The sequence below is a fragment of the uncultured Amphritea sp. genome (assembly GCF_937127095.1).
Taxonomy (GTDB): Bacteria; Pseudomonadota; Gammaproteobacteria; order Pseudomonadales; family Balneatricaceae; genus Amphritea.
Genome location: NZ_CAKZLP010000019.1, coordinates 1 through 23782 on the forward strand (window position 1 = coordinate 1; position 23782 = coordinate 23782).

General features: G+C 49.0%; 28 protein-coding genes and 2 tRNA genes. 24 read left to right on the plus strand and 6 right to left on the minus strand.

What is annotated here, in order from left to right:
• Nucleotides 1-77: 77 nt before the first annotated feature.
• Nucleotides 78-272, minus strand: a complete 195-nt coding sequence (locus Q0499_RS04100; RefSeq protein WP_299196457.1) for a hypothetical protein — start codon at nt 270-272, stop codon at nt 78-80.
• A gap of 28 nt (nt 273-300) precedes the next feature.
• On the opposite strand from Q0499_RS04100, the gene Q0499_RS04105 reads away from it, so the two are divergent.
• Both Q0499_RS04105 and Q0499_RS04110 read left to right on the plus strand, forming a co-directional pair.
• Nucleotides 301-375, plus strand: a tRNA-Ala gene (locus tag Q0499_RS04105).
• A gap of 6 nt (nt 376-381) precedes the next feature.
• Nucleotides 382-459: transfer RNA gene (locus Q0499_RS04110), tRNA-Ile, on the plus strand.
• Here Q0499_RS04110 and Q0499_RS04115 read toward each other — a convergent pair.
• Nucleotides 438-1007, minus strand: coding sequence for a hypothetical protein (locus Q0499_RS04115; RefSeq protein WP_299196462.1), 570 nt, complete (start codon nt 1005-1007; stop codon nt 438-440). The genes Q0499_RS04110 and Q0499_RS04115 overlap by 22 nt on opposite strands.
• Nucleotides 1008-1574: 567 nt before the next feature.
• Between Q0499_RS04115 and Q0499_RS04120 the strand changes: the two genes are divergently transcribed.
• The 12 genes from Q0499_RS04120 to Q0499_RS04175 all read left to right on the plus strand — a co-directional run bounded on the left by Q0499_RS04120 (nt 1575) and on the right by Q0499_RS04175 (nt 12873).
• Nucleotides 1575-2483 carry a sensor domain-containing diguanylate cyclase gene (locus Q0499_RS04120; RefSeq protein ID WP_299196464.1) on the plus strand — a complete coding sequence of 303 codons (909 nt, stop codon included), beginning with the start codon at nt 1575-1577 and terminating at the stop codon, nt 2481-2483.
• 207 nt (nt 2484-2690) lie between these two features.
• Nucleotides 2691-3629, plus strand: coding sequence for a pyridoxal-phosphate dependent enzyme (locus Q0499_RS04125; protein WP_299196466.1), 939 nt, complete (start codon nt 2691-2693; stop codon nt 3627-3629).
• A gap of 131 nt (nt 3630-3760) precedes the next feature.
• On the plus strand, nt 3761-4642 hold the full coding sequence (locus tag Q0499_RS04130; protein ID WP_299196468.1) for an NAD(+) kinase: 882 nt from the start codon (nt 3761-3763) through the stop codon (nt 4640-4642).
• Nucleotides 4643-4653: 11 nt separating this feature from the next.
• Nucleotides 4654-5628 carry a metallophosphoesterase gene (locus tag Q0499_RS04135; RefSeq protein WP_299196481.1) on the plus strand — a complete coding sequence of 325 codons (975 nt, stop codon included), beginning with the start codon at nt 4654-4656 and terminating at the stop codon, nt 5626-5628.
• 27 nt (nt 5629-5655) lie between these two features.
• Entirely contained in the window at nt 5656-6495 is an 840-nt protein-coding gene (locus Q0499_RS04140) for a rhomboid family intramembrane serine protease (protein ID WP_299196498.1), read from the plus strand.
• 66 nt (nt 6496-6561) lie between these two features.
• Nucleotides 6562-6828: a DUF1315 family protein gene (locus Q0499_RS04145; protein ID WP_299196505.1), complete on the plus strand. Its 267-nt coding sequence runs from the start codon at nt 6562-6564 to the stop codon at nt 6826-6828.
• Nucleotides 6828-7655, plus strand: coding sequence for a DUF2797 domain-containing protein (locus Q0499_RS04150; RefSeq protein WP_299196508.1), 828 nt, complete (start codon nt 6828-6830; stop codon nt 7653-7655). Before Q0499_RS04145 ends, Q0499_RS04150 begins: the two co-directional genes overlap by 1 nt.
• Before the next feature lie 103 nt (nt 7656-7758).
• A complete protein-coding gene (gene pepN, locus Q0499_RS04155) occupies nt 7759-10404 on the plus strand; it encodes an aminopeptidase N (RefSeq protein ID WP_299196510.1) in 2646 nt (881 codons plus the stop codon).
• Nucleotides 10405-10429: 25 nt separating this feature from the next.
• Complete coding sequence (locus Q0499_RS04160; RefSeq protein WP_299196512.1) at nt 10430-10816, plus strand: hypothetical protein; 387 nt, start codon at nt 10430-10432, stop codon at nt 10814-10816.
• A 17-nt stretch (nt 10817-10833) separates the two neighbouring features.
• Nucleotides 10834-11649 (plus strand): ATP-binding protein, encoded by an 816-nt coding sequence (locus Q0499_RS04165; protein WP_299196521.1) that lies wholly within the window; start codon nt 10834-10836, stop codon nt 11647-11649.
• Nucleotides 11646-12248: an HAD family hydrolase gene (locus Q0499_RS04170; protein WP_299196527.1), complete on the plus strand. Its 603-nt coding sequence runs from the start codon at nt 11646-11648 to the stop codon at nt 12246-12248. The genes Q0499_RS04165 and Q0499_RS04170 overlap by 4 nt, the downstream gene beginning before the upstream one ends.
• A 76-nt stretch (nt 12249-12324) precedes the next feature.
• Nucleotides 12325-12873, plus strand: a complete 549-nt coding sequence (locus tag Q0499_RS04175) for a hemerythrin domain-containing protein (RefSeq protein WP_299196529.1) — start codon at nt 12325-12327, stop codon at nt 12871-12873.
• A gap of 32 nt (nt 12874-12905) precedes the next feature.
• Here the strand turns inward: Q0499_RS04175 and Q0499_RS04180 are convergent, their stop codons facing one another.
• The 3 genes from Q0499_RS04180 to Q0499_RS04190 form a co-directional block, all read right to left on the minus strand.
• A complete protein-coding gene (locus Q0499_RS04180; protein WP_299196531.1) occupies nt 12906-14048 on the minus strand; it encodes a sensor domain-containing diguanylate cyclase in 1143 nt (380 codons plus the stop codon).
• A 220-nt stretch (nt 14049-14268) separates the two neighbouring features.
• Nucleotides 14269-14550 carry a hypothetical protein gene (locus Q0499_RS04185; protein WP_299196533.1) on the minus strand — a complete coding sequence of 94 codons (282 nt, stop codon included), beginning with the start codon at nt 14548-14550 and terminating at the stop codon, nt 14269-14271.
• Between the two features lie 491 nt (nt 14551-15041).
• Entirely contained in the window at nt 15042-15323 is a 282-nt protein-coding gene (locus tag Q0499_RS04190) for a hypothetical protein (protein ID WP_299196535.1), read from the minus strand.
• Nucleotides 15324-15640: 317 nt separating this feature from the next.
• On the opposite strand from Q0499_RS04190, the gene Q0499_RS04195 reads away from it, so the two are divergent.
• From Q0499_RS04195 to Q0499_RS04205, 3 genes are all read left to right on the plus strand, one after another.
• Complete coding sequence (locus Q0499_RS04195; protein WP_299196544.1) at nt 15641-15811, plus strand: hypothetical protein; 171 nt, start codon at nt 15641-15643, stop codon at nt 15809-15811.
• Nucleotides 15808-16254 (plus strand): flavin reductase family protein, encoded by a 447-nt coding sequence (locus tag Q0499_RS04200; protein WP_299196551.1) that lies wholly within the window; start codon nt 15808-15810, stop codon nt 16252-16254. Before Q0499_RS04195 ends, Q0499_RS04200 begins: the two co-directional genes overlap by 4 nt.
• Nucleotides 16255-16395: 141 nt before the next feature.
• Nucleotides 16396-16770 (plus strand): hypothetical protein, encoded by a 375-nt coding sequence (locus tag Q0499_RS04205; RefSeq protein WP_299196553.1) that lies wholly within the window; start codon nt 16396-16398, stop codon nt 16768-16770.
• A gap of 5 nt (nt 16771-16775) precedes the next feature.
• Here Q0499_RS04205 and Q0499_RS04210 read toward each other — a convergent pair whose 3' ends face one another.
• Nucleotides 16776-17936, minus strand: coding sequence for a GNAT family N-acetyltransferase (locus tag Q0499_RS04210; RefSeq protein WP_299196556.1), 1161 nt, complete (start codon nt 17934-17936; stop codon nt 16776-16778).
• Between the two features lie 153 nt (nt 17937-18089).
• Between Q0499_RS04210 and Q0499_RS04215 the strand changes: the two genes are divergently transcribed.
• The 7 genes from Q0499_RS04215 (at nt 18090) to Q0499_RS04245 (ending at nt 23662) form a co-directional block, all read left to right on the plus strand.
• Entirely contained in the window at nt 18090-18545 is a 456-nt protein-coding gene (locus tag Q0499_RS04215; RefSeq protein ID WP_299196560.1) for an HIT domain-containing protein, read from the plus strand.
• A gap of 169 nt (nt 18546-18714) precedes the next feature.
• Entirely contained in the window at nt 18715-18942 is a 228-nt protein-coding gene (locus Q0499_RS04220) for a zinc ribbon domain-containing protein (protein ID WP_299196568.1), read from the plus strand.
• Between the two features lie 58 nt (nt 18943-19000).
• A complete protein-coding gene (gene aspS, locus Q0499_RS04225; RefSeq protein ID WP_299196570.1) occupies nt 19001-20764 on the plus strand; it encodes an aspartate--tRNA ligase in 1764 nt (587 codons plus the stop codon).
• Nucleotides 20765-20875: 111 nt separating this feature from the next.
• Complete coding sequence (gene ruvC, locus Q0499_RS04230) at nt 20876-21391, plus strand: crossover junction endodeoxyribonuclease RuvC (protein ID WP_299196573.1); 516 nt, start codon at nt 20876-20878, stop codon at nt 21389-21391.
• A 76-nt stretch (nt 21392-21467) separates the two neighbouring features.
• A complete protein-coding gene (ruvA, locus tag Q0499_RS04235; RefSeq protein WP_299196575.1) occupies nt 21468-22094 on the plus strand; it encodes a Holliday junction branch migration protein RuvA in 627 nt (208 codons plus the stop codon).
• A gap of 30 nt (nt 22095-22124) precedes the next feature.
• A complete protein-coding gene (gene ruvB, locus Q0499_RS04240) occupies nt 22125-23141 on the plus strand; it encodes a Holliday junction branch migration DNA helicase RuvB (RefSeq protein WP_299196577.1) in 1017 nt (338 codons plus the stop codon).
• 107 nt (nt 23142-23248) lie between these two features.
• Entirely contained in the window at nt 23249-23662 is a 414-nt protein-coding gene (locus Q0499_RS04245) for a TraR/DksA family transcriptional regulator (RefSeq protein ID WP_299196579.1), read from the plus strand.
• Nucleotides 23663-23782 lie beyond the last annotated feature (120 nt).

Here is a 23782-nt window from a genome sequence, read left to right on the forward strand (position 1 = left end):
GATAGAGAAGTGGTTAACTCACTAGGCTCATAACCTGGAGATCGTAGGTTCAAATCCTACTCCCGCAACCAATTTTATTACTTACGAAAGGCGGAACGTGCCAGCATGTCCGAGAGGACTTCATCATCCTTCTTCCGCATGTTTCCATAGTCGCTCCGTCTGGACCGCTCTGTTTCCAGACGCTCACTGAGAAATGCAACTTCTTTTTCAAGCTCACGAACCTTGAGTTCAAGTGCTTTCTTTTGCGCGATTAGTTCGGGTATGGTGGTCATTTTGGATATCCTTTATAGAATAGTTTTTGGGGCCTTAGCTCAGTGGGAGAGCGTCTGCTTTGCAAGCAGAGGGTCAGGGGTTCGACCCCCCTAGGCTCCACCAGAATTTAGCGGCATAGCTCAGTTGGTTTAGAGCGCACGGCTGATAACCGTGAGGTCACAGGTTCAAATCCTGTTGTCGCTACCAAACTCAGGAGCTGGTTCTTCTGCGAACTTCAACTTTCCCATGAGTTTATTGATGACCTCTAAGCTTTGATCATAGGATTCGCGGATCGCTTCTACATGTGTGAGAGTGAAAGTATTGTATACAGTGCCGCAGACTTCTCTCTTCTTCTTTTTGGAAGCCGAGCTAGATACCTCTGCAAAACGCCTCATATTCACGAATAAGGCATCTTTCAAAATTTCAGACGCAAACTCCGTGTCTTGCAGAGACAGGTCTTCAAATGTCGCGGTCCAAAGGTCGTTAGCGCATTCTTTAAATTTAAGTTTCTTGCCAATTCTGTCATAGGCTTCGCGTCGTTCTTCGTAATACCGCTTCATGTGCGACACGGTTTCCAAATCGCCTTTGACATATTCTTCTGCCTTATTCGCCTCGCCGTTTTTCAAGTGCATCAAGCTCATAAGGTGATCCATTATTCGGGTTTCGACATATACCTTTGCATCTTGTATGGCTTGACCGAGATCTTCTGCTTCTTCTAATGTAAGATTGGAGAGTGCGGCTGTATATTTACTCATGAAAGATCCTGTTTTCAGGAATATACGACATTATTCTGCTTCCGTCAAAGAATAGAGTGTGTTTTATGCGGCCCGCTCTCTAAAGATCAGAACCGCACCGCGTCTGCGCCCTCCTGGGCCGTGTCGTAAAGGCAGAATGCAGGAAGCCTGGCAGCGGCAGGCACTAGATTTCTGGTCCATTCGTTTATTGGTTAGGATACCTGCCTGTCACCTTTCATCGTTGCAGGTCGCGGGTTCGAGTCCCGTCCATTCTGCTATTTTTCCTTCAAAAAATTTGACTACCTGCCCGTCATCTCTCATAGCCGCGGTTCGTGTTTCTGTGTTCTTCCGATGCTCTGCTCCTGTCCTTCTCTATTATTGTTTGTTTTATTTCAAGAGCTACAGCTCTGATTTTTTGGCGTTTCCTGGTTTTTGCCTGTGTGGATGGATCTGTCATTTTGAGTAATGAGCACAAGCGCTTATCGGGTTAACGTGATATAAATGCGCGTCATTTTTTGATCTTCAATTGATTGTCTATAATAAAAATTACTTGCTGAGGGGTGTTGTAGTGGCTACGGGCCTAATTAGATGCATTTGAATATTAATCAGGCGGAATTGATCTCAATCTGTCCTGATCCTGTTATCGCAATCAATCGTCGCGGTGTGATCTCTGTGTTTAATACTTCAGCTGAAAATCTGCTGGGGTATTCGGCTGATCAGGTCATTGGAAAAATGAGTATTCGTCAGATCTACCCTAGTGATGATGAGGCAAGAAAGATCATGCGGTTGATGATGGATGAGTCGTTTTCTGGTGTCGGGCGGCTAGAAGGATATGAAACGTATGTGCTTAATGTTCACCGGGATCGCGTGCCTATCCGTTTATCAGCTGCGGTGCTGTTGAAACAGGGTCAGTATCGCGGAAGTGTTGGTTTTTTTCATGATATGACGCGCCAGAAAACACTGGAAACTACCTTATTAAAGCAGTCAATTACGGATGATCTTAGTGGGTTGTTTAATCAGCGACACTTTTATGTTCAGGTTGCCAGTGAGATGATGCGCGTTAAGCGCTATGGCGGTGAGTTGAGTCTGGTGTGTATTGATCTTGATGGTTTTAAGCAGGTTAACGACAAGCTGGGGCATCTGGAAGGTGATCAGATTGTGCGTCAGATTGGCCGGGTTCTTCGGGATGGATTGAGAGAATCTGATCAGGCTTTTCGCTATGGTGGTGACGAGTTTATGCTGTTATTGCCCAATACCCCGCAGGATGCAGCCTGCCTGTTGGCTGACCGTGTGCGGCAGTTGTTTAATCTGGAGTGTCATTATTCGCCTGACTCGTTAAGTCATGATACGGTTACAGTCTCTATGAGCCTGGGGGTTGCATCGTGCTCCGGAGCCGAGCCGGTTGATTTTTTTGTGCAGCGAGCTGATATGGCGATGTACAGCGCAAAGCAAGCCGGTGGCAACTGTGTAAAACAATTTACGGCCGGACAGGGTTAAGTTTCAATAATCAGGGGTTGTTATTACTGGTCGCTTCAGAATTTACATCTCCTCTCCGTCGTCAAATTCGTTATCGTCTTCAAACTCTTCGCTGAGTCTTTCCTGTAGCAGCTCTTCTGTGTACTCTTCCATTTTTGTCTCCTCTCTTTGCGGCAGCAATCCTATGCTGTTTTGATGATGAGTATGTGACAGGTTTCTTAATATTTTATGACAACTCTCCCGGTAGTCTTGACGCAACATCCTAATATCTCCGTTGATATCGTTGATCTGCCTGATTTTAAACAGGCGGGGGTTCAGCTTGATCTGTTGCGTCTTGATCTGGTACATCCACTGATCAGTGGCAATAAGTGGTTTAAATTAAAGTACGCGGTTGAAGCGGTAATGGCTTCGGATTGCCATCGGGTACTTAGCTTTGGTGGTGCCTGGTCGAACCATATTCATGCGCTGGCGTATGCCGGATACGAGCAGGGTATAGAAACCATCGGTGTGATTCGGGGGGAGCGTCCGGTCCGGTTATCTGCAACGCTGCTGGATGCAGAGCGTTGGGGTATGACCCTGGAGTTTGTTTCCAGAGCGCAGTATCGCAACAAGAATGAAGCCGACTTCCTCGCACAGCTACGTGACAAGTATGGGTCTTTTCACTGCCTGCCGGAGGGTGGGTCAGGTGAGTGGGTGGTTGCCGGTTGTCGTGAGATATTCTCTCTGTTTAATGCTGACCAGTATGATCTTATCTGTTGCGCCTGTGGTACCGGCGGCACACTGGCAGGCCTTATTGCTGCGAAGCCGGACGGCGTCGAGCTGCTGGGTGTGTCAGTGCTCAAGGGGGGCGAATTTCTCTATGAGGATATTCGCAATTTGCTGGCTGATTCGGGTGTTGTTGATCCGGATGGCTGGTCATTGACGCTAGATTGTCATGAGGGTGGCTATGCCCGGGTATCTACTGAGCTGGCTGTGGCGATGCGACATTTCACTGAGTTGAGCGGTATTGGGCTGGAGCCGGTTTATACTGGCAAGGCTTTTCTGGCGTTGCAGCGCAAACTGAAGCGGGGGGAATTGCCTCCGGGAACCCGGGTGATGTTGATTCATACGGGGGGTATGCAGGGGTTGCGGGGGATGCAGGGTCTGCTGAGTAAAAAATTACCTTAGGGACGGAGGTTAAAATCCTCGGTTAAAAGGTTCAATACAAGCAGCTAAATTGCAAAGAAAATGAGTATAATGTTTAAAAACAATCGGATAGGCGTGATTAGATTGTAATCATCGGTTTCACTGGAGTGGCAATGGATAACTTTCGTAATATTGGTTTGATAGGGCGTCTGGGTAGCACCAAGGTAATTGACACTCTTAAACATCTGATTCGTTTTCTTGATGAGCAGGGCCTGACGCCTATCCTTGATGAAAAAATTGCTGCAGTGATGCCAGGTCATGGGCAGCAAACCAGCTCTTCCCGTTTAATGGGGGAGATATGTGATCTTGTTATCGTTGTCGGCGGCGATGGCAGTTTGCTGGGTGCCGCCCGCAATCTGGCGCAATCCAATGTGCCGGTGTTAGGAGTCAACCGCGGCAACCTGGGCTTTCTGACCGATATTTCTCCGGCAGAGATCGAAGAGAAGGTCGGTGAGGTGTTAAATGGCCAGTATACTGTAGATCGTCGTTTTCTGATCGATGTTTTGGTGAAGCGAAATGGTGAGCCGATCGGTGAATCCACTGGGTTGAATGACTGTGTCCTACACCCGGGTAAATCTGCCAGAATGATTCAGTTTGAGCTCTATATTGAAGGCCAGTTTGTTTATACGCAGCGTTCCGATGGTTTGATTGTTGCGACGCCTACCGGCTCGACCGCCTATGCGCTATCCGGTGGTGGTCCGATCATGCACCCCCGTCTTGATGCCTTAGTGCTGGTACCCATGTTTCCTCATACGCTTTCCAGCCGGCCTATTGTGGTGGATGGTAATAGTGAACTCAAACTGGTGATCAGTGATAATAATGAAACCTATCCAACGGTTAGTTGTGACGGGCAGAAGCATATTAGTTGTGCCCCTGGAGATACCATTACCATTCATAAAAAACCGCATAAGCTGAAGTTGCTGCATCCGCTTAGCCATAATTTCTATCAGACCTGCCGGGAAAAACTGGGTTGGGCGACGAAGTTGGGCGAATAACCGGGGTGCCTATGGGAGATGCTTACAAAGGTTATGATCTGATCGGTGATGTACATGGTTGTGCATTATCGTTGCAATTGTTGCTGAAGAAACTTGGTTATAGCAAAAAAGCTGGTGTTTATCAGCATCCGCACCGTCAGGCGGTGTTCCTGGGGGATATCGTTGACCGGGGGCCGCGTATTCGTGAGGCGCTTCATATTGTCCGGGATATGGTCGATGGCGGATATGCTCAGATCGTCATGGGTAATCATGAGTTTAACTATCTTTCCTATCTGACACCGGGGCTGCCCGGGTCGGGTATGGAGTATCTGAGGACCCATAACCGGCGCCACTTGCGCATTTTGAATGAGACCCTTGAGCAGTTTGCCAACTACCCGCGAGAGCAACAGGAGTTTCTCCAATGGATCAAGGAGATGCCTCTGTTTCTTGAGAATGAGCAGTTCCGCGTCGTTCATGCTTGCTGGTCTCAGGAGCATATAACGCAGTTTTTACACACCCAGGGCGGTAACCAGATCGATGACGCCTATCTGCATCGTTCTGCGCATCATGATACGCCTGAATGGGAGACTATGGATCGTTTGTTACGCGGCACCCATCTGAGGATGCCCAATAACGAAGTGATGGTCAGCAAAGATGGCTATAAACGTCGCTTTTTCCGTACTAAGTTCTGGTCACAGCAGCCGCAGTATTATATCGATGTGGTGTTTCAGCCTGATCCGTTACCTGAGCATGTGGCCCGTATGCCTCTGTCTGAACAAGACTACAAGGACCTGCTCTATTACAGCAGTGATGAACCGCTGCTCTTTATTGGTCACTACTGGTGTGATGGTGAACCCAGAGCTGTGGCTCCCAACGTCGCCTGTATAGACTACAGTGCGGTTAAGTTCGGTAAGCTAGTTGCTTATCGACTGGATGATGAAACGGAAATTGATTCGACGAAGTTTATCTGGGTTGATGTATTGAAGGAGATTAAATATGAATCCTGAATCGCATGAGCTGCGTATAGTGATTTTATGAATGAAGTGTTTCGCGTTTCGCTGGATCAGGATCTGTCGGGTTTTACCGCGATACTCTGGCAGCATAAAATTCCTCACCGGGTGTTAGAGGAGGAGGGCGAGCAGCTGTTACTGGTGCCTTACACTGTTAATGCTGATCAGATTACCCAGCTTTATCAGATGTGGCAGCGGGGGGATGATATTTCCGGATTGCAGGTTCAGCGGCGAGGGTCTCCGGGCGGATTGCAAACTATTCTGCAAAGCTGGTTGAGTTTGTCGCTGATCGCCATAAGCGTCATCATCACGCTGATGGTCTCCCTGGGTGATAACATCCAGATGATGGGCTGGTTTACCATTGTTGATTTTGAGGTGCAGGGTAATAAGGTGTATTACTCGGATCTGCTGGCATCGCTGACCGGAGGGCAGGTCTGGCGACTATTCACCCCGGCGTTTATGCACTTTAATCTGCCGCACATCATCTTTAATCTGCTTTGGGTCTGGGTTGTCGGCAGACGTATTGAAAACTATCTTGGCTGGCCGGTGTTGCTGGGATTATTTCTATTCTCAGCGCTGGTCTCGAATATTGCGCAGTTCTGGGTGAGCGGGCCGATGTTTGGCGGGATGTCCGGTTTTGTGTACGCTCTGTTAGGGTTTGCCTGGTTCTGGGATCGACTCAAGCCGAACAAAGTCATTGGTATGCCACCGGCGTTGATGGGTTTTATGATGTTCTGGCTGGTATTAGGTTATACCGGCGCGCTGGAAAGTCTGGGGATGGGCTCCATTGCAAATACAGCGCATCTGGCTGGACTGATAGCGGGTCTTGTACTCGTGCCGGTAGTAAGGCTGCTAAAACGCTGATCGTCGCTGTGATATTATATTGACCTACTTTTTTACCCGCTGTATTGACTCGCTGTGAGGTGCATGATGAATTTTGAGAAGATGATTGAGGTGATGACGCCTGAAGTGTATCAGAGCCTGAAACGGGCTGTTGAGCTGGGTAAGTGGCCTAATGGTGAGCGACTCACTAATGAACAACGGGAGACCAGCTTACGGGCGGTTATCGCCTATGATCAGACAAAGCTGCCTGAGCATGAACGCACCGGGTATATCGATCGAAGCAAAAAAGATGGCAGCAAGCACGGCTCTGACCCACTGGAACCTCAGGTTCTGAAAATTCTGAACGACAATTGATGGATATTATAGCGCAGGGCCCACTGGTAAAAATGCCAGCTGAAATTGGCCCTCAGATAAGTTATCAGTTGAAGCTGGGCGATCATCGTGTTGATTTGAATAGCTATCTTGGCAAACCGGTAAAGCTAAGTTATCTGGGGCAGATTCACTGCACCCATTGTGGGCGCAAGACCAGCAAAAGTTTTGCCCAGGGTTACTGCTATCCATGCTTTAAAAAACTGCCTCAGTGTGATCTCTGTATTATGAGCCCTGAAAAGTGTCATTATGATCAGGGCACCTGCAGAGACCCTTCCTGGGGAGAGCAATTCTGCTTTCAGAGTCACTATGTCTATCTGGCTAACTCTTCCGGGGTAAAAGTGGGCATTACCCGGGGCACCCAGGTTCCGACCCGCTGGATCGATCAGGGTGCGATTCAGGCGCTGCCGATACTGCGAGTCGATACCCGTTTTCAATCAGGGCTTGTGGAACAGATTTTTGCCACTCATGTGACGGATAAAACTAACTGGCGGGCGATGCTTAAAGGTCAGGTGGATAGACTGGATCTTTGTGCTGAGCGAGATCGTTTACTGGAGCTTTGCCAGACTGCCTTAACCGAACTGGAAGATCGGTTTGGTTTGCAGGCTATTCAACGGTTGCCGGAGGCCGAGGTATTGGAACTGAACTATCCTGTGCTTAATTTTCCCGCTAAAGTGACTAGTCTGAGTTTTGATAAAAAACCGGTAGTTGAAGGGGTTTTACAGGGTATAAAAGGGCAGTATCTTATTTTAGATACCGGAGTTATTAACCTCAGGAAGTTTACTGCGTACCAGATTGAATTTAGCGCCTGAGGTGTGTCAAATCTTCAAAAGAACAGTTCCTCCCCAGCTTTATCGGGGCATATATGAAGGTTTGTTTATTGTTAATCGTTTTATGTTATAGCAGGGTGAATGAATGAGTCAGTCAGTGACAGAGCAGCCAAGTGTTATCTATCTAAAGGATTATGAAGTTCCCGCATTTCTGGTGGAGCAGACAGAGTTGCGTTTTGAACTTGAAGAGGAACAGGCACTGGTTCGTTCTCAGGTTCGTTATGCTCGTAACCCCGATTCCGCCGACCGCCAGCATCCGCTGGTATTGGATGGACACGCATCACTGGAGCTACAGCGTCTGAGTATTGATGGCGAAGTGCTGAGTGATAAAGACTTTCGGCGGGTGGGTGAGCAACTGACTATTTCTAATCTGCCTGACCATTTTACCCTTGAATGTATCACCCGTATCGAGCCGCAAAACAATACTGCCCTGGAAGGGCTGTATAAATCCGATGGCATGTTCTGCACCCAGTGTGAGGCTGAAGGCTTTCGTCGAATTACTTTTTATCAGGATCGTCCGGACGTGATGGCGCTGTTTGAAACCACGATTGTGGCGGATAAACAGCGTTATCCGGTGTTGCTGTCAAACGGCAATATGGTGGATGCCGGAGAGGAAGATGATGGTCGTCATTGGGTTCGATGGCAGGACCCATTCCCCAAACCTGCGTATCTGTTTGCGCTGGTTGGCGGTGATCTTGAATTTATTGAAGATCGTTATACTACTTGTTCTGGACGCCATGTGGTGCTGAAGATCTTTGCTGAAGCAAAAGATCTGGATAAGCTCGATTACGCTATGACCTCCCTGAAACACTCGATGAAGTGGGATGAGGAGGTTTACGGCCGGGAGTACGATCTGGACATCTTTATGATCGTGGCGGTGGATTTCTTCAATATGGGCGCGATGGAGAACAAAGGCCTTAACGTCTTTAATACCTCTTGCGTTCTGGCCCATCCAGAAACGACGGTTGATGCAGGTTTTCAACGGGTTGAAGGGGTGGTTGCCCATGAGTATTTCCATAACTGGTCCGGTAACCGGGTTACCTGTCGTGACTGGTTTCAACTCAGTCTGAAAGAGGGTTTCACCGTATTCCGTGACTCTCAGTTTACCTCAGATATGAACTCCCAGACGGTTAAGCGGATTGAGGATGTCACGCTGCTGCGTACCGCTCAGTTTGCCGAGGATGCCGGCCCGATGGCCCATCCGGTTCGGCCCGCTTCCTTTATTGAGATCGCCAACTTCTACACGCTGACTGTCTATGAGAAAGGCTGTGAGGTGGTGCGGATGCTGCATACGCTGTTGGGCGTGGAAACGTTCCGCAAAGGTTCCGATCTCTACTTCGAACGTCATGATGGTCAGGCGGTGACTACCGATGACTTTGTACAGGCGATGGCGGATGTTTCCGGCCGTGATATGCGCCGCTTCAAGCTCTGGTACAGTCAGTCGGGCACGCCACAGGTTTCGGTGACCGGCGAATATGATGCGCAGAACCAGCGCTATACCCTGCATATGCATCAAAGCTGCCCGGCAACCCCGGATATGGTGACAAAACAGCCATTTCTGATTCCCGTTGCGGTGGGTTTGCTTGATCCTCAGGGTCAGGATATTCCGCTCAACGACGGTGCAACTACTGAGGTGCTGGAGTTTGTAGCTACTGAGCAGAGCTTTGTATTTGACAATATTCCGGTAGAGCCGGTGCCGTCTTTGCTGCGGGGCTTTTCTGCTCCAGTGAAACTAAAGTTTCCCTACACCCGTGAGCAGCTGGTATTTCTCATGCAACATGATAGCGATGGCTTTAATCGCTGGGATGCAGCACAGCAACTGGCGGTCGGTATATTGAGTGAATTGATTGGCGACTATCAGCAAGGACAGGAACTGAAGCTCGCCCCGGCGCTGGTGGAAGCCTATCGACAGGTACTCAATGACACCAGTCTCGATAAGGCGATGGTCGCTAAAGTCCTTACCCTACCGTCTGAGGCGTATCTGAGCGAGCTGGCCGCGGTGATCGATGTGGATGCTATTTATCACGTACGCCGCTTTGTCAGAGACTCGATTGCTAATGCGCTTGAACCGTTGTTCCTGCGGGTTTATCAGGACAACAATGCGGTAGAAGCGTACAGCCCGGATGCGGCCTCGGTTGCCCGCAGAAGTCTTAAGAATCTCGCGCTGTCATACCTGATGGCGACTGAGAAGCAGGAATATCTCGAACTGGCACTGCAGCAATACCGTCAGGCCGACAATATGACCGATAGTCAGGCGGCCCTGACGCTGATCGCCCATTCAGACTTTCAGGCGCCGGCTGCTGATGTTCTGGAGAGCTTCTATCAGCGCTGGCAGAAAGAGTCGCTGGTGGTCAACCAGTGGCTGGCAGTTCAGGCCAGTGATCCTAAAGAGGGTGCGCTGGTGCGGGTGCAGGCATTGCAACAGCATCCGGCTTACGATGCTGCCAACCCGAACAAGATCCGCTCGCTGGTGTCTGTTTTCTGTGCTCAGAATATGCTGAATTTCCATAATTCTGATGGCAGTGGCTACCGTTTTCTGGCGGATCAGATTATTGTATTAAATAAACAAAACCCACAGATCGCATCACGGTTGCTGACACCCCTGACGCGCTGGAAACGTTATCCGTCTGAGCGGAGCGCACTGATGAAAGCTGAACTGGAAAGGATCAAAGGTAGTGGTGATCTTTCCCGGGATGTTTATGAAGTATTGAGTAAAAGTCTGGCTGGTTGAGGCCTGTAGATAAAAGGGTATTAAAATGGAACGAACTATCCCGGAACAGGATAAATTTGAATTGCAGCAGAACTATCGTCGCTATCTGAAATATCAGGATCAGTATGATGATGCATTTAATAGTTTAAAGAAATCCCGAGCCAGCCGTGTCTGGCTGGCGGGGCTGGTAGCACTGTTGTTTAGTCCTGGCTCTGATTTTTTTCTCGGTGCTGCAGCGGCACTCTTTGGGCTTTATTTCTACCGTATAGCGTCCGCCTGGTATGACAGTTTTCAGATCGATGAGGGCCGCGAGGAAGTGTTACGCTGGTTCTCCTCGAAGGGACTGACATTCGAAGGTCGTATCCTCTATTTTCGGGATGACGCCGTACTGGCACAGCCGATTGATCCTTTCGCCGATGAGATCTATGCCTGAGAGGTCTGGATCAGCCGATGCCGGTTAAACGTGAATACAGGCAGATCAGTCAGCGGGCGAAGAGTCTGCTGGCAAAGCCTGAAGGGGTTGATGTTGATTTCAAACGCGAAATTAACGGCATAAAAAGTCGAGACCTGGTCTCTTTCGCTAATTCACCTCAGGGCGGCGCTATTCTGGTCGGCGTCGATGAATATACCAGTCGTGATGGTTTGCAACGAGGGCGTATCGTTGGCTGCGAGGTCGATGATAGTGCCCGACTTAGCCTGATCAATAAGGCGACCGACTGCTATCCTATCGTTGATATTGAGGTGGTGGTGGAAAATATCAGCAACAATGCTTTTTTTCGGATCGAAATCCCCCCTGGTAATAAGCGTCCCTACTGCACCCAGCGGGGCGAGTATGCTATCCGTGCGGATGCCCGTTCCCGTGCTCTCTATCCCGAAGAGTTGTTGGCGATGTTTATGGATCGCGAAGGTGAGCTGTTTCTGAACCGCTTTCGCGAAGCGGTAGCACAGTTAGAGCAACGGCTGGGGCAGATGGACCATGCCTTTGGCTCGGGAATGGAGCAGTTGGTGATCCATCTGGACGAACTTGATAGCCAGGTTCGACGCACGCTTACCCGGGTTGACCAGATGACAGATAGCGCAAAAAAGCGTTCACGCAATATGCTCCAGGCGTTGCGCGATTCCCAGGACAGTATTGCCGGGCTTGAAGCGTTATTGCTATCACAAAATGGGAATCCAGCGGGTCGGCTTGAGATTATGCGGGATATCCGCACCCGGCTTGATCAGTTGACTGAAAACCTGAATCCGACAGATGGTCATAATGAATGATGAACAATATTCGCAGGGCAGGCTACTGGATTTTTGATCTGGATGGCACCCTGACCCATCCGGTGCATGATTTTGAGCGTATTCGTACGGAGTTGGGTCTTCCGTCTGGCTGCGATATTCTCGCTACCATCGCTGAGAGGCCTGAAGCTGAAAGAGAAGAGTTAAATCATCAGCTCGATCAGTGGGAATATTTCTACGCTGATATGGTAGAACCAGCTATTGGTGTAAGTGAGTGTCTGGAACTGCTTGGGTCCCGTGGATGTATGCTGGGAATACTGACCCGTAATAAGCGTGAGGTAGCGCTGCACTGCCTTGAGGTTATCGGTGTCAGTCATCTGTTTAATCCCGCCGCAGTACTGGGGCGGGACGATGCTTTAGCAAAGCCAGACCCGCAGGGAATCAACCTGTTACTGCAGCAATGGCAGGCGGGTGCTGATCAGACCGTGATGGTGGGTGACTTTCGCTACGATCTGGAAGTAGGCCGTGCCGCGGGCGTGGCGACAATTCATGTTGATCTCAGGGCGGACCGGGCATGGCCGGAGCTGACAGACCTCAGGGTCAGCACACTGTCTGAGTTACACCAATGGCTAGTGTCCTGAAGAGTATCTGCTTGATTCTGGTCAAGACCGTTTAACAAAGCTGAGGTATAGTATCTTTATCTTAACGGAGGATGTTATGACAGTACTGAATGAATTACACCAGGATCATGTCAACCTTAACAAGTTGCTGGCTGTGCTCGGAAACAAACTCGAAAAACTAAAGCAGGGCGAAATGCCAAATTTTGTTCTGCTTGCCGATGCTGTTGATTACATCACCAGTTATGCTGATGCGTATCATCACCCATTGGAGGATCAGATGTATGAGTTTTTTAAAGAGTCTGGTTGTCCCGAGCTGGACGTTGCGATCACTCAATGTGTTGATGAACATAAACAGTTGAAAAAAAGTAGCAATGATATTATCGAAGCGGTTGACTGTATTCTGACTGACGCTGTTGTACCAATGGACCAGTTTATCGCTAAGTTAGAGCATTTTCTGGATGATCAGATAGAGCACCTGAATCTGGAGGAGGGGACTCTGTTCCCGTTACTGGATGAAGTTGCCAGCACTGATCAGTGGCAGGCGCTTGAGCCTGATCTGCCGAAGATGGATGACCCTCTGTTTGGCGAGCAGCAGAAGCAACGTTATATCGATCTCTATTCTGAGTTACTTCGGGATATGCAGTAGTCTCAAACAGAGCTCTTTTTAAAAACGTTTTTTTAAATAGGTCTCATATCGCTGTTTATCTGACTAAACAGTTCAGGTTTCATATCAGGCAGGGGGCGGTACTCAATCCGGTTCCTGCCTTTTTCTTTTGCCAGATAGACCGCTTGATCAGCTGCTTTTAGCAGAGCATGAGCCTGTGCATCGAGATCATCGAAAGCAAAACTATCAGATGAGCAGCTGGTTGCTCCAATCGAAGCGCTTATCCTGAAGGGCGCGTTATCGTTATTATGGATGACCATGTGGAGAATTTTATGACGCAGCTGCTCGCCGATCTCAATCGCTTTCTCTGAATCACAATTCGGCAGCAGAATGGCAAACTCCTCGCCGCCATAACGGGCAACAAAGTCAGTTTTACGCAGATTTTTCTTTAATAACAGCCCAACCGAGCTAAGCACTTTATCGCCGACCTGATGGCCGAAATTGTCGTTAACCAGCTTAAAAAAATCCAGGTCGATAAACAGGCAGCTAAGCGGTGTCTGATGTCGACTGGCTCTGGACAGCTCTTTAATAATCTCCTGATCAAATGCGCGCCGGTTATTAACCTTGGTGAGCATATCGATAATACTGAGTCGCTTGAGATTCTGCTGGTTGATGCAGTTTTCGATACACACTGCAATAATCGAGGCCAGGTGGCCAACGTAGTCGTAATCGAAGTGTTCACTGTAGCGCGCCGGGTCTTTGCTGCCAAGGTGCAAGCTACCAATCAGACAGTCGTGGCGGATAAGCGGTAGCAGGGCGCTGCTGAGGATATAGGGGTTACTGGGAAAGGCAATGCTTTTAAGCTGTGCACTCAATTCGCCGGTTCTGAGTTTGACTGTTGGAAACAGGGTTTTAAGCAGTCGCTGGTTATTGACAAAACGGAGGCTGTGGCCAGGTTCAGGAGGAACATAATCATCTAACAGGCTACGGGCAGCAGATTCAGGATCGAGCAGAATCAGATTCACGGCGGTTAGACGAAAATACTCTTTGAACTCAACCAGAATAAGGTCAAGCAGTTCTGCAAGGTTGCTGCAGCTTAGCAGTCGGAGCTCCATTTCAAAGAATGAGCGCAAAATAGCTTCATTCCGCTCAACTTTGCTGGCCAGAAGGTGCAGAGATCTGCGCAGATCTTTGTTCTCTTTATCGATTGGTCCCATGCAACGCCTGCTTTGCGCCTACTACTTGTTAAAAGTACGAAGAGTTATCGGCCATCGACGATAACTATAAAGGAAAAACCAGAGAGCGATACTATAAAAATAGCGGATAATCTGTCATTTTCTGCAGGTATAAGAGAAGAAGTCCCAAACAATAAGGCTTATAGCTAAAAAAGCCTGCTACCCATATTGGGTAGCAGGCTTTTTGAAAGAGTCAGATAATTCAGCTTGCTTTGGCGATCTGGGCAGGTTGTTCCGGGTGAGTATTGATAAAGTGGTTCAATACCTTTCGCAAAACTTTTTCGTGGGCTGAGTCTCCTTTTCGCTGAGCTTTTGCAATATCATCCAGAATGATCTTTTTTACTTTGCTTTGGCCATTATGGCAGCATAGATAATGCCCTATGGCCATGGCGATGATCGGGTCCGTGTGCTCATGCTCAGCGATGGCCTCAACTTCATCCTGGGTGAGATCGCTCAGGTGGAGGCATTCAGTGTAGGTTAGCATTGTGGTATCCCCTTATTATTGTAAGGCTCTAAATCAGTTCTAATAGTCTGAGGGCCCATATGGAATATGTACTGCGGCCCGGTACTAATATTTTAGGCAACAGATCCTGTTTACCCAAATTAAAACCGTGTCTTTTTTATATAAAATTATTCATTGCACATGAATTATTGATATATCTCAGAGTTATATAATGTGGGCGTATATTTTGTATCATATCTGCTGGTTTTTTGTCGTTTTTAGCTGACATAAATTAAGAAAAATGTGCGACGTTAATGGGTTAATTAATATATAACACTGTTTACAAGGTTTTAATGGATGTTTTACCCGACTATCGCTGCTCAGGCTGATATAACCGATCATTTTCTGTGAGTAAATGATGGCGAAACCCGGACTATATAGTCTGCCCCACAAAAAAATACGCACAGAAAAACCAGCCATTTCTCTTGGGCAACTGGCCTTTTGTAAGAGCCCTTTTATAACAGCAGAACAGCTCAGCTTGCTTTGGCGAGCTGGGCAGCCTGTGAAGGGTGGGTTTCGACAAAGTGGTTCAATACCTGACGCAGTACTTTTTCGTGGGTTGTATCTCCTTTTCGTTGCGCTCGCGTTATATCATCCATGATGATCTTTCTTACTTTGTTTTGATCATGATGGCAGCAAAGGTAATGACCTAAGGCCATAGCGATGATTGAGTCCGTATGTTCATGTTCGGCTATGGCGTCAACTTCATTCTGGGAGAGATTACTCATCTCCAGACATTCTGTGTAGGTAAGCATTTGGAATCTCCTTATCATGGTAATGCTATTCATTAATCTAATAATTGGATAGGTCGTATGAAAATATGTAGTGCGGCCTGTTACTAAAAGTATAGTGAACAGACTCTGTTTACCCCTAACTTAAAGGCGGTGTTTCTTAGATCTTTTTATTTCTCATAACAGATTATCAATATATCGCAGGGTTAAGCGATAGAGCATTATTTTGTTACATCAGTGATGGGGTTGTTATGTAGGTTGTAATGTGGATTTCAACCGGTATAACGTAAGCAAGTAAAATATAAAATGATAAATTTAGCACACTGATTTATAAGGACTTAATGGATATTAAACTGGATTCAATCTCATCTGCTCAGGCTTATTTTACCTTGACGCAGACGGTGTTACCCCGCCCGGTGGCCTGGGTTTTATCAGAGCATGAAAATGGCGAATTTAATCTTGCACCGTTTTCATTTTTTCTGCGGTTTGCAGCGATCCGCCCATCATTATGATCTCAGTGGGACATAAGCCGGACGGTTCCCTGAAAGACACCTACCGGAATATCATAGAACGAAAACATTTTGTTGTGCATCAGGCCCATCGTGGCCAGGCGAGCGAGATGACCCAAACGGCGAAAACGCTGCCTGAGGGTGTGTCTGAAGTAACCGACGCCGGACTGAATCTGATCTCCTTTACAGACTCGCCCTTGCCGCGAATTGAAGGTTGTCGGGTGGCGATGGATTGTGAATTATATGAGACCAGAGAGATCGGTGATGGACCGCAGTTTCTGATATTTGGTCGGGTACGGCATATCTATATTGATGACTCTGCGGTTGAGATAGATGAGCGCGGGCGGGTGATTGTTGATCCACAAAAGCTTGATCCGCTCGGGCGACTGGGCGGTGCCGATTATGTTACCTTCGGTGATCTTATTTCCGTGCCAAGAGAGCCTTGAGCAAAGATCGGGGCGTTTTGTATTAACAGTTAAAAAAGAAAGCTGACAAAATTGGCATTTATCAGCACTCGAGCTTACAGATTCAGGCGCAAGATCAACGCGCAGGATCAAGGCATCAGCATCAAGAGATAAAGGTTAATCATGGATACCGGGACAAAAGGACGTGTCACCCTCTCATCGAAGTTATGGATTGGAGGGCTGGTTATTCTGCTGGCGTTATTGGCGAGCGTGATACTCAGCCGTTTAAATTCGGTCGATTCAGGGATGACGGTGACGTTTCACAACAGTAGTGATCTGATGATTGAGTCGATTCAGCTGGATTTTGGCAGCGCTGATACTCAGTCAAAGATTCAGGCTTTTAGAATTCCGGCGGGTGAAGAGCGCATCTTACTGCTGAATCATCAACCGGGCATGGGCTTTAATGTTCAGGTGAATTACCGCGGCGGTAATAAACAGGCGTTCTGTGCGTTGCGCGGCGATGATCAGCGTCGCCCGGTGATCTATCTGCAGCCCTGACTGTTTCATTCTGTTTTGCGAAAGGGCAGTCGCTGGCGCAGATATTCCATCTCCTGACGTAACATCGCTTCCTCTTCTTCGGTGAATTTCTCCACTGCATCCTGAAACCCTGTATGTGCGAGCCAGTGGGCTGACCAGGTTTCGATAGGCTCGAACCCCCGTTGTATCTTGTGTTCCCCCTGAGCGCCAGGATCGAATCGTTGCAGCTGATGACGGATGCAGTGTTCAATGCCCTGATAGTAACAGGTCTCAAAATGCAGGCTGTCGTACTCCGCCAGCGCCCCCCAATAGCGGCCATAGAGGTTCTCGCTATCCTGAAAAAACAGTGCTCCGGCAACCGCTTCAGTGTCACTGTGATTCATATCATAGGCAAAGCAGATATGCAGCTGGTCTGGCAGGGTGTCCCTGAGCTGGTGAAAGAACGCTGCATTGAGATAGCCGTTGCGGCCGCGTTTCAGATAGGTGATTTGATAAAACTGGTAAAACTGCCGGAGCATCTCATCTGTTAGCTGGGTGCCACTGATAAAACGGTGCTCAATATTATGCTCTGTAATCTTACTGCGCTCTTTGCGCAGATTTTTGCGTTTGCGGGAGCTGAAGGTGGCGAGAAAATCTTCAAAATCAGAGTAATCGCGGTTGAACCAATGGTATTGGGTTCCGAGGCGGTAGTTCAGCTCCGGGAACCCCTCTTTTTCTAGCAGACGGCCTTCAAGAAACAGCCCATGCCAGCCAGATGCCTGGTATTGCGATGCCAGCTGTTGAACCGCTGAGAGAATCTGCCGGGTGAGGGTTGTCTGTTCTGTGTCACTCAGGCTGGCGTGAAACATTAAGCGCGGGCCATAACAGGGGGTGAAGGGGATCGCGGTCAGCAGTTTAGGGTAGTATTCAAGCCCGTTGCGCTGATAGGCGTCTGCCCAGCTCCAGTCAAACACATACTCACCGTAAGAGTGGCTTTTCAGATAGAGCGGCATCGCGGCAATGGCCTGATCTCCTTCGGTCACGACCAGATGACAGGGTTGCCAGCCCGTATCCGGGGCAACACTACCGGAATACTCTAATGCAGAAAGAAACTCATAGCGAAGAAACGGGTAATCTGTGCCCGCCAGGCTGTTCCAGCGCTCTGCTCCGATCTGCTCGATGGCGCTATAAAAATTGAATTGCGGCATATTGTCCTATACTGTTCAGAGCCAGAATTTATTATCTAACTACCCGATAATAAAGCATTATCTTTTTGCAGATGTGAGCAGGCCGACTGCTTTTCAGGATGGCTATTGCTACTATCATAAGTTTGCATCTGTGTTTACGCTAGGAGAATAAAAATGGATGAGCTGGAGTTGGAATTTGAACTGGATTCTCGTCTGAATAACGATTGTATTACCCTGGGTGACTTTCCGTTGTGCCGTTTGTTGCTGATGAATGATGCCAACTACCCCTGGTTTATTCTGGTACCGCGTCGTGCCGAAGCCAGTGAGATCTATCACCTGTCTTCGGCGGATCAGGCTCAGCTGCTCCATGAATCCTCATGTCTGTCAGAAAATCTTCACGATGTGTTTGATGCGGATAAGATGAACATTGCCGCACTGGGGAATGTGGTGAAACAACTCCATGTTCATCATGTGGTTCGTTTTGAAGGTGATCCTGCCTGGCCTGCGCCGGTCTGGGGAGCGGTTGCTGCGAAGCCTTATACTGAGCTTCAGATTCAGGAGATTCATCAGAAATTACAGATGATGATGTCTGAGGAGGTAAATTTTGTTGCTTGGGGTCTGATCAGCTGATTTCTCTCTTAAAATCCATTAATTGGCCCTGTCAGCGGCCAATAATTCAGGTATAATTCGCCGTTTTCTGAGCAAGGCGGCTGACGTTGTCAGCTTTTGCAATAAATAGGGCTGAAACCAATCGGGTCGCTTTGCGGTGTATCTCTTTCTCAGGGGGAAGCTGCTAAGAATGCCAATCTTTGATTTCGCGTGCCGTCTTTGTGGTCATGAATTTGAAAAGCTGGTGCTGAAGTCTGATGCGCCAGCGCCCGTATGTGCTGTCTGTAACTCTGTCGACGTGGTAAAAAAAGTGTCCGCGTCAGGTTTCAGATTATCCGGCACGGGCTGGTACGAGACTGATTTTAAAACCGGTAAGAAAAAGAACCTGGCGGGTGGCCAGGGTGAATCCGGTAACTGATTTTTAATTGTCTGAATAAACACTGATTCAGCTTGCTAAGTAACAGGAACATTTAACTATGCGCAGTCATTATTGCGGCGATCTCAGAAAAGAGCATATCGGCGAAGACATTACTCTGACGGGGTGGGTTCACCGTCGTCGCGACCACGGTGGGGTTATCTTTCTGGATCTTCGTGACCGCGAAGGTCATTCTCAGGTGGTGTTTGACCCTGATCGTGAAGCGAGCTTCGCGCTGGCAGACAGCTGCCGTAGTGAGTATGTTGTTGAGATTAAGGGTGTCGTTCGTGCCCGTCCGGAAGGTACTGTTAACCCGGATATGGCAACCGGTGAGATTGAAGTTCTGGGCCAGGAACTGGTTATCCTGAACAAATCAGAAACGCCTCCTTTCCAGCTGGATGAGCATCAGCAGGTGGGTGAAGAGGTACGTCTGCGTTACCGTTACATCGATCTGCGTCGTGCTGAGATGCAGGAGAAGCTGCGTTTTCGTTCCAAGGTGACTACGGCTATCCGTAGCTATCTGGATGAGAACGGTTTTCTTGATATTGAAACCCCGATTCTTAACCGTGCTACTCCTGAAGGTGCCCGCGACTATCTGGTGCCAAGCAGGGTGCATGAAGGCCACTTCTTTGCGCTGCCTCAGTCTCCTCAGCTGTTCAAACAGCTGTTGATGGTGGCGGGTTTTGATCGCTACTACCAGGTTGCTAAGTGTTTCCGTGATGAAGATCTGCGGGCTGACCGTCAGCCAGAATTTACACAGATCGATATTGAAACCTCATTTATGAATGAGGAAGAGATCATGGGCATCGCTGAAAAGATGATCCGTAAGCTGTTCCTGGAGCTGAAAGGGATCGATCTCGGTGACTTCCCGCGGATGCCGTACTCCGAAGCGATGCAGCGCTATGGTTCTGATAAACCGGACCTGCGCTACCCGATGGAGCTGGTTGACGTTGCCGATCTGATGGCTGAGATCGAGTTTAAGGTATTTGCCGGTCCGGCTAAAGATCCTAAAGGCCGTGTGGCAGCCCTGAAAGTCCCGGGTGGTGCTCAGCTGACCCGTAAGATCATTGATGAGTACACTAAGTTTGTCGGTATCTACGGCGCTAAAGGTCTGGCCTGGATTAAGGTCAACGAGCTGGAAAAAGGCGTTGAAGGTCTGCAGTCTCCCATCGTTAAGTTCCTTGGTGACGAGGTGGCGATGGCGATTATGGAACGTCTGGGTGCGCAAAACGGCGATATCGTATTCTTTGGTGCTGATAAAGAGAAAGTTGTTTCTGAAGCGCTGGGTGCACTGCGTATCAAAGCGGGTGAAGACCTGCAGATGGCTCAGTGTGAGTGGGCGCCGCTGTGGGTGGTTGACTTCCCGATGTTTGAAGAGACCGATAACGGTGGTCTGACTGCACTGCACCACCCATTTACCGCACCAAGCTGCAGCGCTGAAGAGCTGAAAGCGAATCCTCTGGAAGCGCTGTCACGTGCTTACGATATGGTTCTGAATGGTTGTGAGCTGGGCGGTGGTTCTATCCGTATCCATAACCGGGAGATGCAGGCGTCAGTGCTGGATATTCTGGGGATCTCTGATGAAGAAGCGGATGATAAGTTTGGCTTCCTGCTGAACGCACTTAAATACGGTGCGCCACCCCACGGTGGTCTGGCGTTTGGTCTTGACCGTCTCATCATGCTGATGACCGGTACCGATTCGATCCGTGAAGTGATCGCCTTCCCGAAAACCCAGAGTTCTGCCTGTATGATGACTCAGGCGCCGGGTGAGGTGAGTGCGGCTCAACTGCGTGAACTGAATATCAAACTGCGTAAGACACCATAAAGTATTTTGCAGTTAATCATAAAGCCGTGCACTGCACGGCTTTTTTTATGGCTGAATCTGGGGTATTGTGCTCTGTATAAATAAACAGTACTTTGAGTTGATAATGCAGTTATGTTGATTTTGGGAATAGATCCGGGCTCCCGGATTACCGGATACGGTATTATCAATTCCGTTGGCTCAAAGAACGAATATGTCGCCAGTGGCTGCATCAGGATCAAAGGTGACGTGCTTGCGGATCGATTGAAGCAGGTTTACGCCGGAGTGACTGAGATTATTGAGCACTACTGTCCGCAGGAGATGGCGATAGAGCAGGTGTTTATGGCGCGTAACCCTGACTCTGCGCTTAAGCTGGGGCAGGCTCGGGGGGTAGCAATCGTCGCCGGTGCTAATCAGGGGCTCGAGGTTGCAGAGTATGCTGCCCGTAAGGTAAAGCAGGCGGTGGTTGGTAATGGCGCGGCGGATAAAGCCCAGGTGCAGCATATGGTTAAATCCATTCTTAAACTGCCGGGGCTGCCCCAGGCCGATGCCGCAGATGCACTGGCCATAGCGCTCTGTCATGCGCATACCCGCAGTAGCCTTATTATGATGGCCGGGGCGAAAAGCAGTCGCGGAGGGCGGTTACGCTGAGAGAACTGTCTCAAATGATACTGAGTAGCGAAAAATTTAAGCCCCGTGATGGGGTTGATCTGGAGAGAAAAAAGCTGTGATAGGACGATTGAGAGGCGAACTGCTGGAAAAGCATCCACCGCAGTTGGTGGTTGATGTGAATGGTTTGGGCTATGAAGTTGATGTTTCAATGAACACCTATTACCAGTTGCCTGAAGTCGGGCGACCGGTAACACTGTATACCCATATGGTGGTGCGTGAAGATGCTCAGCTGTTATACGGTTTCTATGAGCGCTCAGAACGCTCCCTGTTTCGCACCCTGATAAAAGTGAATGGGGTAGGGCCTAAGCTGGCTCTGACTATTCTTTCCGGCATCAGTGTTGATGAGTTTGTCCACTCGGTACAGCATCAGGATACCGTGGCGCTGGTTAGATTGCCGGGGGTGGGTAAAAAGACCGCAGAGCGGCTTATTATTGAGATGAAGGATAAGCTGCAGGACTTCCAGTTTAGTGATGTCGATGAGTTTACCCTGACCGATGGGATGGGGCCGGTGACCAATAACGCGGCAACCGATAGTCGGGCCGAGGCGGAAAGTGCTCTGGTGGCGCTGGGGTATAAGCCAGTCCAGGCGACTAAGTCGATTGCCCAGGCAGAAAAAGCCAATCCTGGTGCATCCAGTGAGGTGCTGATCCGTGCGGCCTTGAAAAGTATGGTGCAGGGGTAATAGCTGAATGTTAGTGATAGGGTACAGACTATGATCGAAGCTGATCGCTTTATCTCTCCGGTCGTCACTGCGCCTCAGGAAGAGGTGCAGGACCGGGCTATCCGGCCGAAAACATTGCAGGACTATGTGGGTCAGCCGGTGGTGAAGGAACAGATGGAGATTTTTATCGGCGCCGCCCGCAAGCGTCAGGAAGCGCTCGATCATACACTTATCTTCGGCCCTCCCGGGCTGGGCAAAACCACGCTGGCTAATATTATCGCCAATGAGATGGGCTGCGATATCAAAACGACCTCTGGTCCGGTGCTCGAAAAGGCGGGAGACCTGGCGGCGATGCTGACCAATCTCGAGCCTGGTGATGTGCTGTTTATCGACGAAATACATCGCTTGAGTGCTTCCGTGGAAGAGGTGCTTTATCCGGCGATGGAAGACTATCAGCTCGATATCATGATCGGAGAAGGGCCTGCGGCTCGCTCCATTAAGCTGGAGCTTCCGCCTTTTACGCTGGTCGGGGCAACCACCCGCGCGGGTTTGCTGACCTCTCCTTTGCGTGATCGCTTCGGAATTGTTCAGCGGCTTGAATTCTACAACATTGATGATCTTACCTCGATAGTCGAGCGTTCTGCGCGGCTTTCCGGTAGTGGTGTGGATCACGAGGGTGCGATTGAGATCGCCCGTCGCTCTCGGGGTACTCCACGGATTGCCAACCGCTTGCTACGCAGGGCAAGAGATTATGCGGAAGTTAAAGGCGATGGTCGCATATCGCTGGAGATGGCTGACCTTGCGTTGAATATGCTCAATGTGGATGAGCATGGTTTTGATCATATGGACCGCAGGTTGTTGCTGGCGATGATCGAAAAGTTTGGTGGTGGGCCGGTTGGGGTTGATAGCCTGGCGGCGGCGATTAGTGAAGAACGGGATACTATTGAGGATGTGCTTGAACCCTATCTGATACAGCAGGGTTTTATGATGCGCACCCCGCGCGGTCGGGTGGTGACCGATAATGCATATCGCCACTTTGGCATTGAAATGCCTGACCGGGGTCAATAGAAAATTGATCAGCTGGCGATAACTGATTTATATCAACGCAGAGTTTCCATTATGGGTTTAACGTTTAACGTGTAGACATAAAACAATAATGTTTAGGGCGTTAACGTATGAACACTATGAAACTCTGTTGCCTGAATGGCTCTCAACTTAAAAGTCTGAAGCGTGAACTGCAGATCCTTCAGGAGCAGTTACAGGCCGATCTGAAAGCGGAACAGAGCGATCAACTGCAAGAGCTGAATCAGGTGAGTTGTACTGAGGTGCTTGACCGGGTTGAGGCAGCGGCTGTTGTTGTTGAAGTTAATCAGACCAGCTTATCGCATATAAAACAACTGGAGGAGGAGATACGGGAGTGTCATAGTGCGCTGCAGCGGATTGAAGCAGGGCATTATGGAAGTTGTGAAAAGTGTGGCGAAGAGATCGAGCTGAATCGGCTCATGGCTAACCCGGCCGCGTTACTTTGTGTTGGCTGTCAGTCGCGAGATGAGTTGCATCGCAATCGGGGTAGCGAATCGACATTCTAAGTGTGTTGATTCTAAGTTAGTTGGTTATGAGTTAGTTGGTTATGAGTTAGTTCTTTTTCAGCCGCCTGTTCAGGCGGCTTTTTTATCTCAATTCCTGCCTATCGTTGAACTTTAATACCC

What these genes read in the sequence shown, in the direction of transcription:
- Q0499_RS04100 (WP_299196457.1), bottom strand. Translation starts at nt 272, where the DNA reads ATGACCACCATACCCGAACTAATCGCGCAAAAGAAAGCACTTGAACTC.
- Q0499_RS04115 (WP_299196462.1), bottom strand. Translation starts at nt 1,007, where the DNA reads ATGAGTAAATATACAGCCGCACTCTCCAATCTTACATTAGAAGAAGCA.
- Q0499_RS04120 (WP_299196464.1), top strand. Translation starts at nt 1,575, where the DNA reads ATGCATTTGAATATTAATCAGGCGGAATTGATCTCAATCTGTCCTGAT.
- Q0499_RS04125 (WP_299196466.1), top strand. Translation starts at nt 2,691, where the DNA reads ATGACAACTCTCCCGGTAGTCTTGACGCAACATCCTAATATCTCCGTT.
- Q0499_RS04130 (WP_299196468.1), top strand. Translation starts at nt 3,761, where the DNA reads ATGGATAACTTTCGTAATATTGGTTTGATAGGGCGTCTGGGTAGCACC.
- Q0499_RS04135 (WP_299196481.1), top strand. Translation starts at nt 4,654, where the DNA reads ATGGGAGATGCTTACAAAGGTTATGATCTGATCGGTGATGTACATGGT.
- Q0499_RS04140 (WP_299196498.1), top strand. Translation starts at nt 5,656, where the DNA reads ATGAATGAAGTGTTTCGCGTTTCGCTGGATCAGGATCTGTCGGGTTTT.
- Q0499_RS04145 (WP_299196505.1), top strand. Translation starts at nt 6,562, where the DNA reads ATGAATTTTGAGAAGATGATTGAGGTGATGACGCCTGAAGTGTATCAG.
- Q0499_RS04150 (WP_299196508.1), top strand. Translation starts at nt 6,828, where the DNA reads ATGGATATTATAGCGCAGGGCCCACTGGTAAAAATGCCAGCTGAAATT.
- pepN (WP_299196510.1), top strand. Translation starts at nt 7,759, where the DNA reads ATGAGTCAGTCAGTGACAGAGCAGCCAAGTGTTATCTATCTAAAGGAT.
- Q0499_RS04160 (WP_299196512.1), top strand. Translation starts at nt 10,430, where the DNA reads ATGGAACGAACTATCCCGGAACAGGATAAATTTGAATTGCAGCAGAAC.
- Q0499_RS04165 (WP_299196521.1), top strand. Translation starts at nt 10,834, where the DNA reads ATGCCGGTTAAACGTGAATACAGGCAGATCAGTCAGCGGGCGAAGAGT.
- Q0499_RS04170 (WP_299196527.1), top strand. Translation starts at nt 11,646, where the DNA reads ATGATGAACAATATTCGCAGGGCAGGCTACTGGATTTTTGATCTGGAT.
- Q0499_RS04175 (WP_299196529.1), top strand. Translation starts at nt 12,325, where the DNA reads ATGACAGTACTGAATGAATTACACCAGGATCATGTCAACCTTAACAAG.
- Q0499_RS04180 (WP_299196531.1), bottom strand. Translation starts at nt 14,048, where the DNA reads ATGGGACCAATCGATAAAGAGAACAAAGATCTGCGCAGATCTCTGCAC.
- Q0499_RS04185 (WP_299196533.1), bottom strand. Translation starts at nt 14,550, where the DNA reads ATGCTAACCTACACTGAATGCCTCCACCTGAGCGATCTCACCCAGGAT.
- Q0499_RS04190 (WP_299196535.1), bottom strand. Translation starts at nt 15,323, where the DNA reads ATGCTTACCTACACAGAATGTCTGGAGATGAGTAATCTCTCCCAGAAT.
- Q0499_RS04195 (WP_299196544.1), top strand. Translation starts at nt 15,641, where the DNA reads ATGGATATTAAACTGGATTCAATCTCATCTGCTCAGGCTTATTTTACC.
- Q0499_RS04200 (WP_299196551.1), top strand. Translation starts at nt 15,808, where the DNA reads ATGATCTCAGTGGGACATAAGCCGGACGGTTCCCTGAAAGACACCTAC.
- Q0499_RS04205 (WP_299196553.1), top strand. Translation starts at nt 16,396, where the DNA reads ATGGATACCGGGACAAAAGGACGTGTCACCCTCTCATCGAAGTTATGG.
- Q0499_RS04210 (WP_299196556.1), bottom strand. Translation starts at nt 17,936, where the DNA reads ATGCCGCAATTCAATTTTTATAGCGCCATCGAGCAGATCGGAGCAGAG.
- Q0499_RS04215 (WP_299196560.1), top strand. Translation starts at nt 18,090, where the DNA reads ATGGATGAGCTGGAGTTGGAATTTGAACTGGATTCTCGTCTGAATAAC.
- Q0499_RS04220 (WP_299196568.1), top strand. Translation starts at nt 18,715, where the DNA reads ATGCCAATCTTTGATTTCGCGTGCCGTCTTTGTGGTCATGAATTTGAA.
- aspS (WP_299196570.1), top strand. Translation starts at nt 19,001, where the DNA reads ATGCGCAGTCATTATTGCGGCGATCTCAGAAAAGAGCATATCGGCGAA.
- ruvC (WP_299196573.1), top strand. Translation starts at nt 20,876, where the DNA reads ATGTTGATTTTGGGAATAGATCCGGGCTCCCGGATTACCGGATACGGT.
- ruvB (WP_299196577.1), top strand. Translation starts at nt 22,125, where the DNA reads ATGATCGAAGCTGATCGCTTTATCTCTCCGGTCGTCACTGCGCCTCAG.
- Q0499_RS04245 (WP_299196579.1), top strand. Translation starts at nt 23,249, where the DNA reads ATGAACACTATGAAACTCTGTTGCCTGAATGGCTCTCAACTTAAAAGT.